The sequence below is a fragment of the Endozoicomonas sp. Z74 genome, from assembly GCF_057680865.1.
On record NZ_JBLYZI010000043.1, the window covers coordinates 1 to 11731 of the forward strand.

Sequence of the window (11731 nt, forward strand, 5' to 3'; positions counted from 1 at the left end):
TGATTAGTATGAATCATAAGGGTTACCTTTTTACGATTTAGATTTCAGTGATTTCACCCTCTATCTAAATCGGTAACCCTTCCCTTTTTTGAAGAGGGAATTGTCAGATCAGATCTGAACTAATGCAACTGAGGCAATCGATGCAGATGTTTGCAGCGGAGTTTTTCAAGATAGTTGACTCGAGAGCCGTATTTCAGGCCGCGTTTTCCACGCGACCTCCAAGCTATGATGAGGTCATGGGGCTTCAGGATTAGGATACTTTCTGTGAATTAGAATTATCCTCTTCTGTCCCGGTTAAGGGGCATCAGTGATGCTCCTTTTTTTGGGGTTCACATCGATCTCAATGCTTCCTGCATTTCGGTGCGGATGTTATCGGACCTGGGGCCAAAAATGGCCTGCATGTTCTGTCCTACAACGACCACCGCAGTGGCACCCAATTGCTTTATGCGATCAATATCGACATCATCGGGCTGGTTAACCGTTACCCTGAGGCGGGTGATGCAGGCGTCGAGGTTTTTGATGTTGTTCTTCCCTCCAAATGCATGAACCAGGTGGGTGGCCAGCTCGTTGGACGGTTCTACCCGTGTTGCGGCTTCACTCTCATCCTCTCTTCCTGGTGTTTTCAGATTCATGGCCAGGATGACGACCCTGAAAATCACATAGTAAAGCACGGCATAACCGAGACCCAGGATAATGATCCAAATGGGTTTTGTGGCAATCCCAAAATAAAGAACGTAATCAATCAGGCCGTTGGAAAACGACATGGCCATTTTGATGTCCAGGTAATTGGTAATGGCAAAGGCCAGGCCTGCCAGTAAGGCGTGAATGCCATATAACACCGGGGCGACAAACAGGAATGAAAATTCAATGGGTTCGGTAATGCCGGTCAGCATGGAGGTTAGTGCTGCAGACAGCATGATACCACCCGCTTTGGCCCGGTTTTCAGGTTTGGCACAGTGCCACATGGCAATAGCGGCGGCAGGAAGCCCAAACATCTTGAACAGGTAGCCACCGGCAAGGAAGCCTGCTGTGGGGTCACCGGCAAAGAAGCGGGCAATGTCACCGGTGAAAACATTGCCGGAGGCATCAATAAACTCTCCCATCTCCATTTGGAAAGGCACATTCCAGATATGGTGTAATCCGAAGGGAATCAGTGCCCGTTCGATGACGCCATAGATAAACCCTGCCAGCACCGGGTTTTCAGTAACGGACCACTGGGAAAAGGCGTCAATCAAGGATTGCACCGGAGGCCATATGAAGCTAAGCAGCACACCCAGAAAAATGGCCAGAACCCCAGTGGCGATGGGAACAAAGCGCTTACCGGCAAAAAATCCCAGGTACTCGGGAAGCTGAATCTTGTAATAACGGTTGAACATGGCAGCGGCGAGTACCCCGACAATGATGCCGCCAAACACGCCGGTATCAATGGAGTCAATGCCCATCACAGTGCTGGGCTCAAACCCGAGTTGGGTAGCCATAATCCCCATGGTGCCCAGCATGATGGCATAACCGACAACGGCCGCAACCGAGGAGACGCCATCATTTTCGGTGAGGCCGATGGCCGTGCCAATGGCAAATATTACCGGGAGATTGCCGAATACCGAGCCCCCTGCCTGGGCCATGATGCTGGAGATAAGGTCGGGGATGAATGAGAAACCAGCGCTGCCAACACCTAGCAGGATGCCTGCAACCGGCAGAACGGCCACAGGCAACATGAGAGCCCTGCCAATCTTTTGCAGCGTACCGAATGCGCTCTTGACCATGAAGGTGACTCCGGAAGGAAGCTCCAGGAGGTTTCAAGGCATAAGCCCGTCAGCCCTCTGGATACTCATGAAAAAAAACGGGCGGGATGTGAAAGTAGAGTTGCTCTGTAGGATAGACGTAAATTTACGTTTTATCAGGATGGCCAGAAGGGAGTGTAATGTAGAAAGGGCAGTATTTTGGGTTGGATAGGTAAAAACCGAAAATAATTGATGTAAATCAATAAATTCGTGTCGGGTATTACGTATTATTGGCTCCGTAAAAGAGATCAATGAGAGCAGGTACCAAAAAATAATTCACAGCCTGCTCCGGATCCTTGAGACCAGTCCATTATCTCCAGAAGGGATATAACAAACAGAAGCGGGAGCCTTCATCAGTGCCAGCCAGTAAAACCCGGGTTTGAGGGAGCCCGGGTTTTTTTATGTCCAGGGATGGACGGTATCCTGGAAATGCAGGAGCAATTTCCAGGGTATGGCGGGATGGACGGTATCCCGAGAATGCACGACCACATGGATGTGGGAGCTAGAGTAACGCCGGGAGCAGTTACCGTGGAGCAATTCTTGGGGTATGCCAGGGATGGACGGTATCCTGGAAATGCACGACCACATGGATGTGGGAGCTAGAGTAACGCCGGGAGCAGTTACCGTGGAGCAATTTCCAGGGTATGGCGGGATGGACGGTATCCCGAGAATGCACGACTGCATGGAAGCAGGAGCTAGAGTAATGCAAGGAGCAGTTACCGTGGAGCAATTCTCGGGGTATGGCCAGGGATGGACGGTATCCTGGAAATGTACGACTGCATGGAAGCAGGAGCTAGAGTAACGCAAGGAGCCGTTACCCTGGAGCTACCCCACCCCAGGGTCGTTGTCGAGTTGATTAAAAGAAGCCCAGAGGGTTGGTGTCATAGCTGACCAGAATATTCTTGGTCTGCTGGTAGGCTTCCAGTGTCTTTTTGTGGGTCTCACGTCCAACGCCTGACTTTTTGTAGCCTCCAAAGGCGGCGTGGGCTGGGTAAGCGTGATAGCAGTTAGTCCAGATGCGTCCTGCTTCAATGTTTCTGCCCATCCGGTAAGCCAGATTGATATCCCGGGTCCACACGCCGGCGCCCAGGCCGTACTCGGTATCATTGGCAATGGCCAGGGCTTCAGCTTCATCTTTGAACGTGGTGACGCCAATGACCGGGCCAAAGATTTCTTCCTGGAATACCCGCATGTTGTTGCGGCCTTTCATCAGGGTTGGCTGAATGTAAAAGCCATTCTCAAAGCCCCCCAGGTTTTCCGCCTGTCCGCCGGTAAGGAATTCTACGCCTTCTTTCCTGCCCAGCTCTAGGTATCCCATGATTTTGTCAAATTGTTCACGGGAAGCCTGGGCGCCTACCTGAGTATCGGTATCAAGAGGGTTTCCTCGTTTAATGCTCTGGGTGCGCTTAACCACCATTGACATGAAGTCGTCGTAAATGGATTCCTGAATAAGGGCGCGGGAAGGGCAGGTGCAAACCTCACCCTGGTTAAAGAAGGCCAGCACGGTGCCTTCAACGCACTTGCTCAGATAATCGTCTTCCTGCTTCAGGATATCTTCAAAATAAATATTGGGAGACTTGCCGCCCAGCTCAACCGTCGAAGGAATAATGTTGGCAGAGGCGCACTTGAGGATATGTGAGCCGGTAGGTGTTGAACCGGTGAAGGCAATTTTGGCGATTCGCGTACTGGTGGCGAGCGCTTCTCCTGCTTCTGGACCGTAACCATTAACGACGTTAATGACACCTGCAGGGAACAGGTCTCCAATTAACTCCATCAGTACCAGGATGGAAGCCGGTGTTTGTTCAGCAGGCTTGAGTACGACACAGTTACCTGCGGCCAGGGCAGGGGCCAGCTTCCAGGCGGCCATCAACAGAGGGAAGTTCCATGGAATGATCTGGCCAACAACACCAAGAGGCTCATGGAAGTGGTAAGAAGCCGTGTGCTCATCGATATCGGCCGTTGAGCCTTCCTGTGCACGAATACAGCCTGCAAAGTAACGGAAGTGGTCTGCGGAGAGGGGGATATCAGCAGCCAGGGTTTCCCGAACCGCTTTACCATTATCCCAGGTTTCGGCAACAGCCAGGGCTTCCAGGTTTTCTTCGATTCGGTCAGCCACCTTCAGTAGTAGGTTGGAACGGGTGGTGACGGATGTCTTTCCCCAGGCAGACTTCGCAGCGTGTGCTGCATCCAGAGCCAGGTCAATGTCTTCACTGGTTGAGCGGGGAACTTCGCAGAAGGTCTCTCCGGTTACTGGAGTGATATTTTCAAAGTACTGTCCTTTGACGGGAGCTGTCCAGCGTCCTCCAATGTAGTTTTCATACCTGCGTTTAAATTTAATCAGTGAGTCTGTGTCGCCTGGATTCTGATAGATCATGCAGAGTGCCTGGTTGGTTGATGATGTTGCCGGACGTTTGTCGTCTGACTGGGTGAATCATAGAAGACAAAGCTTAATGGTTTCTGAATGGCTGGTTGATTTGACTGGGTTTTGTTATCTATTTGGGTGTATGTTTTGTAAATATCTATTTATTTAGTGTTACATAGTGTTTCTTTTGGGGTGTGGCTGTCAAGGATTTCACTCAAATGAGCGGGCTTGCTCTCTGGTCGCAGTTTGCGGAGGAATTACAGGCTTTAGTATGCTGTGAAAAGATCGGCCTAATGGGGTGCAAACCGTGCGATTTTTGATTACTGGAGGAACCGGGTTTATTGGGCAACGACTGGTTAGAGACTGGCTAGAAGATGGACATCAGGTTTATGTTCTGAGTCGTCAGCATGCCAGGGAGGTCAAAAAAGTCCTCACAGACAGTGTTCAGCACATCACTTCCCTTTCAGCGGTAAACCCTTCAGTCTATTTTGATGGGGTGGTCAATCTTGCGGGTGAAGGCATTATGGATCACCGGTGGAGCCCTGCAAGAAAAGCGGTGCTACTGGAAAGCCGTGTGGGTACCACTTCTGAACTGGTGGATTTGATTGAGCGGATGGAAAGTCGTCCCGGTTGTCTGATCAGTGGCTCTGCCATTGGCTTTTATGGAAGTCATCCGTCTGATGTCCGGCTGGACGAGCAGGCAGGGCCGGGAGAAGGCTTTGCTGCATCGCTCTGTACTCGCTGGGAGCAGGTGGCCAAAAGGGGGGAAGCGCTGGGAGTGCGTACCTGCATTGTCAGAACGGGGGTCGTTCTTCACCCGGAGGGAGGCGCTCTTCAGAAAATGCTGCCGGCTTTTCGGCTGGGGATGGGAGGTCCTATTGGTGACGGGCAGCAGATGATGTCCTGGATTCACCGGGATGACATGGTGGCTATTTTGCGTTATCTGGTCCAGCAGCCTGACGCCAGGGGCGTCTACAACGCTACAGCCCCGGTACCCGTGAGCAATCAGGAGTTTGCCCGGGAGCTGGCATCAGCATTATGTCGTCCCGGGATTATCAGAACACCGTCTTTTGCTCTCAAGCTGGCGCTGGGTGAGTCCGCAAGCCTTTTGACGGAAGGTCAGGCGGTTATCCCGGAGCGGCTGCTTCAGTCCGGTTTTGAGTTTCAATACCCCAGCCTGAAAGAGGCGCTCTCTTCACTTATTGCTGCCACTTAGTGGGAGTCCGTTGAGCTTCCTGGTGGGTACTTCAGTATTTTTGATAGCCGTTTTAAGCATTAAAAATTATTTTAAATTCAAAAATATAATAATATAGGGCGTTTGACTAACCGTACTCTCAGGGTTGAGGACAACTATCTTGAACAGCTCTGGCCAGGCATTGGCCATATCCAATCTGACAAAAGTCTACGACGATGGATTTGTTGCCTTGAAAGGCATTGACCTGACCGTGTCTTCCGGGGATTTCTTTGCTCTACTGGGGCCCAATGGGGCAGGCAAGTCCACCACCATCGGCATTATTTCCTCCCTGGTGCGGAAGTCTTCCGGGTCGGTTTCTGTGTTTGGCCACAATATTGAACGGGAGCTGGTGCAGGCCAAGCGATCACTGGGAGTGGTTCCCCAGGAGTTCAACTTTAATCAGTTTGAGAAAGTGGAAGATATTCTCGTCAGCCAGGCCGGGTATTATGGTATTTCCGCCGGGCGGGCACGTCCCAGGGTTCATCATTATCTGAAAAAACTGGGGCTCTGGGATAAGCGGTCCATTCAGTCGCGGATGTTGTCCGGCGGGATGAAGCGCCGACTGATGATTGCCCGGGCTCTGATCCATGAACCCGAGTTGCTGATTCTCGATGAACCCACCGCCGGGGTCGATATAGAGCTGCGTCGCAGCCTCTGGGAGTTTATCCAGGAGATTAATGAACAGGGCACTACGATCATCCTGACTACCCACTATCTGGAAGAAGCGGAGCAGCTGTGCAGGAATATTGCGATTATTGACCAGGGGGAGATTGTCCAGAACAGCACCATGAAAGCGCTGCTCAACCGTCTTCAGAAAGAGAGTTTTGTGCTGGATTTGCGCGAGCCGGTGCAGGCCCTGCCTACATTTGCGGGCTACAAGGTTCGTAAAGTGGACAATAGCAGCCTTGAGGTTGAGGTGGATAAACACAAGGGAGTGAATGACCTGTTTCGCCAGCTCAGTGATTTCAAAATTGAAGTGGCCAGTATGAGAAATAAAAGCAACCGGCTTGAGGAGCTGTTTGTGAACATGACCCGGGGGGAAAAGGAGTAAAATGTCAGGAGTGAATCCACAGTCTGCTGCCCGTGATTTTGCTGAATACCGGTACCACTGGGTTGCTTTTCAGACTATTTTTGCCAAGGAAGTCCGCCGCTTTATGCGGATCTGGCCCCAGACTCTGTTGCCGCCAGCTATTTCCATGGTGCTCTATTTTGTGATTTTCGGAGCGGTGATCGGTTCCCGTATTGGCACCATGAGCGGGTTTGGTTACATGACCTATGTGCTGCCCGGGCTGGTGATGATGTCAGTGATCACTAATAGCTTCAGTAATGTGGCATCAAGCTTTTTCAGTAACAAGTTCCAGAAGAGTATTGAGGAACTGCTGGTGTCTCCGGTGCCGGACTGGATCATTCTGGCGGGGTATGTGCTTGGAGGTGTGGCGCGGGGTGTGATTACCGGTGCCATTGTAATGGCCCTGGGCCTCTTTTTCGTGAAGATTGACGTCTATAATCTGTTGGCCACTCTGCTGGCGGTGGTGATGACGGCTACCCTGTTTTCCCTGGGTGGTTTTATTAACGGAATTTTTGCCCGGAAGTTTGATGATGTCTCCATTATTCCCACTTTTGTTCTTACGCCCATGACCTACCTTGGAGGGGTGTTTTATTCCATTGAAATCCTGCCCGCCTTCTGGCAAAAACTGTCCATGCTTAATCCCATACTCTATCAGGTCAATACGTTCCGTTACGGCCTGCTGGGAGAGGCCGGGGGGATTGATATTGGCTGGTCATTTGCCATGATGCTGCTGGCGATTTTGCTGGCAGGGGCATACAGCCTTTACCTGTTGAAAACGGGCCGGGGCCTGAGAAGTTGATGTATGAGTGATGTTTTGATGAGTCATCAAAAAGCGGATCAAAAAAGTAATCAGGAATGTGCCCAGGAAGAAGCGCTGCACGCTTCACCCCTGGGGAAGGCCAGCGAATACAAGCAGGAATATGATCCTGGCCTGCTTTATCCGATTCAGAGGCAACCCAAGCGGGAAGCCCTGGGCATTCATGGAGACCTGCCTTTTCAGGGGCGGGACCTCTGGTATGCCTATGAACTTTCCTGGTTAAACCCCTCCGGCAAGCCGGTGGTCAGGGTGGCCCAGTTTGAATTGCCCTGTGAATCGGAATGCCTGATTGAGTCCAAGTCTTTCAAGCTGTATCTGAACTCGTTCAATCAGTCTCACTTTGCCAGTGATGAGCAGGTGAGAGACCTGTTGGAAAAAGACCTGAGCAAGGTGGCCAGGGCGCCTTTAACCGTGACATTGATGACCGTTGAGGCGTTTCAGGCCCGTGGCTTTGATCATGCTCCCGGGATCAATATTGACCAGCAGGACATTGTGGTAGATTGCTATCAGTATGAGCCGGACCTGTTGTCCCGAGACCCTGGTTGCAGCAGTGAGAAAACGGAAACCATCAATACCCACCTGCTGAAGTCCAACTGCCCGGTGACGGGTCAGCCAGACTGGGGAACCCTGGTGGTCAGTTATCAGGGAGAAGCCATTGATCATGGTGCTTTCCTGAAATACATCTGTTCCTTTCGAAACCATCAGGAGTTTCATGAGCAGTGTGTTGAGCGGGTGTTTATGGATTTGCGGGCCAGATTCAGCATTAAAGAGCTAACGGTGTATGCCCAGTACCTGAGGCGGGGGGGACTGGATATCAACCCCTGGCGGAGTACCCTGGCAGCCCGGCCTGATTGTCTTCGGTTTATCCGGCAATAAAACTCTATCCTCAATCGTGCCCGATGGATAAAGCTTGTTGTGAAACAGGCAGGCTTTTGACTTTGGTATCAACATGTATCATGGGGTTTCGATATCGGTTATCACGGCCTCATGATCAGAGGTTTTCATTGGGTTGAGGTTTGTTGATATTTCTGTTGTTCCCCGAGTTAAGAAGTAATCGAGCTCTTTGCCTTTCCTGTGGGTCGCCTGCTTTGATCGGTTGACATTGAATATAACCGGTCTTTTTTGTGAGCCACAATTTAACTTGTTTTTACTGGTTTCGCAGTTGAAATCTCCAGCAAGGAAGATAGGAGATTTTTTGTTGGCCCGGTATATGGCTCTCATGGCAAGCGATCTATCCATGGCTTTTCCATCAGCTGTGCAGTGAATACTGGCAACAATTAAGGGGGTTTTAGTAGCAACGCTTATGGCACTTCGCCCGCAAGACATACTCAAGAATGATTGACTTGTTGATTTGCTAAGGGCAATTTTGTTTTTTATCACAATGGCTGTTGTGCATCGTTCGTTTAATGCACCAGCCTGGGGTTGAAAGTAAAATGTGTGATCAGAAAGGCTATCCTTCAACTGTTTAAGTTTAGTCGCAGGGCCCACTTCCTGAAGGCAAAGTACATCACACTTGTTTGCAAGGTATTTGAATTCCTTCAGCTTATCTGGGCTGCTGGTTGGGCTTCCTTGTGTATTCCATGTTCCAATTTTTAATATCATGGTTAGCCTTCCTGGTTGATGGTTAGCCTGAGAGTATGTGTTTAACTTTGATTCAGGAATTAGCTAATGGTCGAAAGCCCTTCTTTTTTGAAAGCACTTCATTCACTGCAAGAAGCCAAAGTGCGTTGAAGGGGCTCAAAATAGCTTGATGTGTCAGTTTTGCTAACGATATGGTCAGGCCATTCTCCTTTGTTAGACATTAGTATGATGATCGCCTTTTGGAATCGGGTTAAGAGGAGAGGTCATGGAACGATTGGCTTTACAATACGATTATCTTATGGAAGCTTTGATATCGCCTCAGCTTGTGGAGGAGTCTTAACCCGCATATTGCATGAAGCCGCTATAAAAAAGCGATTATCCCACGTCTTTCAAGGGGGGGGAGGAGAAAAGCGTAAAAAGACAATTTGTCATAGGGACGCTCGTCGGCTTGTCGCTAGCTCTTTTTCCGCCATGACAGCATTTTGTCGACAAATCCAGGCAATGAGCATGAATGTGTCGACAAAATGTGTCAGCCGAAAAAATAGCAGAGCGATAAGCTCGACACTTCATGCAATATGCGGGTTAAGGTTGAAGGGGGCTGTCCGTGGTGTCCATCAAGGAGGAAAATATGACAGCGATGACAGTAGGGCAGACCGCTTTTGATAATAGCTTCTGCCAGGCGATGAGGACCGCCTCGGCAGTAGGTGCTGGTATTATTGCCGGTGCTTATAACGGAGCCTTGGCTCCTTTCAGGTTGCAGGTGATCATGGGAAAGGCAGCTGGTTATGCTTTTGGTCGAGTAGTTGGGCTCCCCGTAGGTGCAGTTTGCAAAGGAGCGATTGGCCTGGCCAATAAATTTCGTAGCCCTGACAACCCGCTTCAGTCCAGAAGTATTAACCAATATTCTATCAAGCTTGCAGAGATTGGCTCCACATTTGGTAAATGGTGTGCCTGTGGCGCTGTCTTGGTGACCTGGCCATTGTTGTTAAAAACAGCTCCTTATACTGCGGCTGTGGGTGCAGTTTGGGAGGGTGTCCGTTGCTATAAAGTTGGGGGTAAGGCAACCTGGTTTTCCCGGGAGGCCAGTCAGCAGAGGGTTTCAGGGTATAGTGACCAGTCTCAACATCATCGGATCTCCGATGGGAGATGGGAGTCTCCCTTTGTTGGTGATCCTTGTAGGATGGATGAACTCACAGATAGCGACTCTGGCATTGGGACTGATGCTCATGATGATTCAGACACAGAGTCTGTCTATTGGTAGTGTTTCTGAGATTGATCCGACGAAAACTCTTCAACGGCTGCCCTGATGGGTGCCTCTGCCCGTAGTGGCTTTCCTGGTAGCAGGCTTTGCCGTGGAGGGAAGCTGATCCCGCTTCAGTTTTCGGGTGGCTTCGTCCAGCGTAAGAATGATCTTCTTGCGCTCCTCTTCATTAATGCCATTGGTATCAAGGCTGAGAGAGAAACCTCTGGCCTCATGTTCAAAGTAACTCTTCTGGGCACCCAGGTTTCGACGCAGGTCAATGACCCGGTAGGTGGGAATAGGGCGGCTGAATCCCTTGACCTGAATGTCACCCATTGCCCGGCAGAGGATGACATCCCGAACCAGGGACCAGGTTTCGTGGGACAGGAGAACCTGGTTTGGCCTTGCGGAGCTTTCAAGCCGACTGGCCAGGTTCACTTCACGGCCGATCAGCGTATAGTCCATACGGGATTCGGCGCCAAAATTACCCACCGTGCAATACCCTGTGTTGATACCAATACGAATTTTCAGGGCGCTTTCAATCCCCTTGTCAGACCACTGTTTGCGCAGCACCTGCATGTGCTTTTGCATCTCAATGGCCATGGAAACCGCAGCCAGGGCATCCTTCCTTGGGCCTCTGGTTTTCGGGTCGCCAAAAAAGACCATGATGCTGTCACCGATAAATTTATCAATAGTGCCGCCATGTTTCAGCGCAATGCGGGACATATCATTGAGATAGGTATTCAGCAGGTCGGTCAGAGCTTCAGGTTCAAGCTCTTCAGCCAGATCAGTAAAGCCTTTGATGTCAGAGAAAAAAACGGTCACTTTCTTGCGCTGGCTTTCCAGTTTGACGCTGCGCCTGCCGGAAAAAATAGACTCCCACACTTGGGGAGACAGGTATTTTGAAAGGCTGCTGGCCAGGCGGGTGTAGTGGAGTTTCTGCTGCCGGGCGTTGTCCTGGATGATTCTGAAATCGTTCTCTCTTTTTCTCAGATTCAGTGCCAGAAACCCCATATAGACAGTGGCACCAAGAAGGCTGATAAAGGTGGCATCGGAGGCGGTTACCGGTGATGTCTGCACAGGGACAAAGAAGTGGCTGGCAATCATTGCGGTCAGGGCCGGGGGTAGAACCAGCCCTATGCCCACGAGCCCAAACAGATAAAGAGATGTACTCAACAGAATCATGGCCAACAGCATGCTGCCCACCAGGGGAAAGCTGGTTATGGTGACCAGGGCCCCCACATTGAGTGCGTCCAGGCACAGGAAAGTGATACTGCGTCTGGTCTTATTCTGGGTGAACCGGCGGATGATGGCCCAGCTGGTGACTGGAAATAGAAATAAATATGCAATGATAAACAGGTGGGTTGCGGGAAGGTACTGGTTGGCCAGGCTGTAGGCCATGGCCGTAGCAACCACCCAATAGGCGATGGTTCTTGGGGAAACCTGCTGGCATTGGTTCGAGGTATTTGTGGGCGGGGTGGTCAGCTGCATAGGGATTGGGTCATCAGGTCACGGTCTCAACATCGGAAAATACACACAGCCTGGTTGTTATCATCAGTATCTGTTCTTATAGTAGACATCTGACTTCTGATTCCCTTGGGCGGTCTGAAAATGCTTTATGATATTACCGTTTCGGTTTAAGAGATC

Annotated in this window: 9 protein-coding genes; 5 read left to right on the plus strand and 4 right to left on the minus strand. The window is 50.6% G+C overall.

Annotation, left to right across the window (positions count from 1 at the left end):
- Window positions 1–329: 329 nt before the first annotated feature.
- Window positions 330–1763 (minus strand): PTS glucose transporter subunit IIBC, encoded by a 1434-nt coding sequence (gene ptsG, locus ACNRUY_RS13620; RefSeq protein ID WP_488112189.1) that lies wholly within the window; start codon window positions 1761–1763, stop codon window positions 330–332.
- Between the two features lie 874 nt (window positions 1764–2637).
- Window positions 2638–4155 carry an acetaldehyde dehydrogenase ExaC gene (gene exaC, locus ACNRUY_RS13625; protein WP_488112190.1) on the minus strand — a complete coding sequence of 506 codons (1518 nt, stop codon included), beginning with the start codon at window positions 4153–4155 and terminating at the stop codon, window positions 2638–2640.
- A 295-nt stretch (window positions 4156–4450) separates the two neighbouring features.
- On the opposite strand from exaC, the gene ACNRUY_RS13630 reads away from it, so the two are divergent.
- From ACNRUY_RS13630 to queF, 4 genes are all read left to right on the plus strand, one after another.
- On the plus strand, window positions 4451–5359 hold the full coding sequence (locus ACNRUY_RS13630; protein WP_488112191.1) for a TIGR01777 family oxidoreductase: 909 nt from the start codon (window positions 4451–4453) through the stop codon (window positions 5357–5359).
- Between the two features lie 139 nt (window positions 5360–5498).
- The gene (locus ACNRUY_RS13635) at window positions 5499–6428 is read left to right on the plus strand and encodes an ABC transporter ATP-binding protein (protein ID WP_488112192.1); all 930 of its coding nucleotides are present in this window, start codon (window positions 5499–5501) and stop codon (window positions 6426–6428) included.
- A gap of 1 nt (window position 6429) precedes the next feature.
- Window positions 6430–7245, plus strand: a complete 816-nt coding sequence (locus ACNRUY_RS13640) for an ABC transporter permease (protein WP_488112193.1) — start codon at window positions 6430–6432, stop codon at window positions 7243–7245.
- Between the two features lie 3 nt (window positions 7246–7248).
- Complete coding sequence (gene queF / locus ACNRUY_RS13645; protein ID WP_488112194.1) at window positions 7249–8139, plus strand: NADPH-dependent 7-cyano-7-deazaguanine reductase QueF; 891 nt, start codon at window positions 7249–7251, stop codon at window positions 8137–8139.
- 78 nt (window positions 8140–8217) lie between these two features.
- On the opposite strand, the gene ACNRUY_RS13650 is transcribed toward queF, so the two are convergent.
- The gene (locus tag ACNRUY_RS13650) at window positions 8218–8865 is read right to left on the minus strand and encodes an endonuclease/exonuclease/phosphatase family protein (RefSeq protein WP_488112195.1); all 648 of its coding nucleotides are present in this window, start codon (window positions 8863–8865) and stop codon (window positions 8218–8220) included.
- Between the two features lie 607 nt (window positions 8866–9472).
- On the opposite strand from ACNRUY_RS13650, the gene ACNRUY_RS13655 reads away from it, so the two are divergent.
- Window positions 9473–10105 carry a hypothetical protein gene (locus ACNRUY_RS13655; RefSeq protein ID WP_488112196.1) on the plus strand — a complete coding sequence of 211 codons (633 nt, stop codon included), beginning with the start codon at window positions 9473–9475 and terminating at the stop codon, window positions 10103–10105.
- A 30-nt stretch (window positions 10106–10135) separates the two neighbouring features.
- Here ACNRUY_RS13655 and ACNRUY_RS13660 read toward each other — a convergent pair whose 3' ends face one another.
- On the minus strand, window positions 10136–11575 hold the full coding sequence (locus tag ACNRUY_RS13660) for an adenylate/guanylate cyclase domain-containing protein (RefSeq protein ID WP_488112197.1): 1440 nt from the start codon (window positions 11573–11575) through the stop codon (window positions 10136–10138).
- Between the last annotated feature and the right edge of the window lie 156 nt (window positions 11576–11731).

What these genes read in the sequence shown, in the direction of transcription:
- queF (WP_488112194.1), top strand. Translation starts at nt 7,249, where the DNA reads ATGAGTGATGTTTTGATGAGTCATCAAAAAGCGGATCAAAAAAGTAAT.
- ACNRUY_RS13650 (WP_488112195.1), bottom strand. Translation starts at nt 8,865, where the DNA reads ATGATATTAAAAATTGGAACATGGAATACACAAGGAAGCCCAACCAGC.
- ACNRUY_RS13655 (WP_488112196.1), top strand. Translation starts at nt 9,473, where the DNA reads ATGACAGCGATGACAGTAGGGCAGACCGCTTTTGATAATAGCTTCTGC.
- ACNRUY_RS13640 (WP_488112193.1), top strand. Translation starts at nt 6,430, where the DNA reads ATGTCAGGAGTGAATCCACAGTCTGCTGCCCGTGATTTTGCTGAATAC.
- ptsG (WP_488112189.1), bottom strand. Translation starts at nt 1,763, where the DNA reads ATGGTCAAGAGCGCATTCGGTACGCTGCAAAAGATTGGCAGGGCTCTC.
- ACNRUY_RS13660 (WP_488112197.1), bottom strand. Translation starts at nt 11,575, where the DNA reads ATGCAGCTGACCACCCCGCCCACAAATACCTCGAACCAATGCCAGCAG.
- exaC (WP_488112190.1), bottom strand. Translation starts at nt 4,155, where the DNA reads ATGATCTATCAGAATCCAGGCGACACAGACTCACTGATTAAATTTAAA.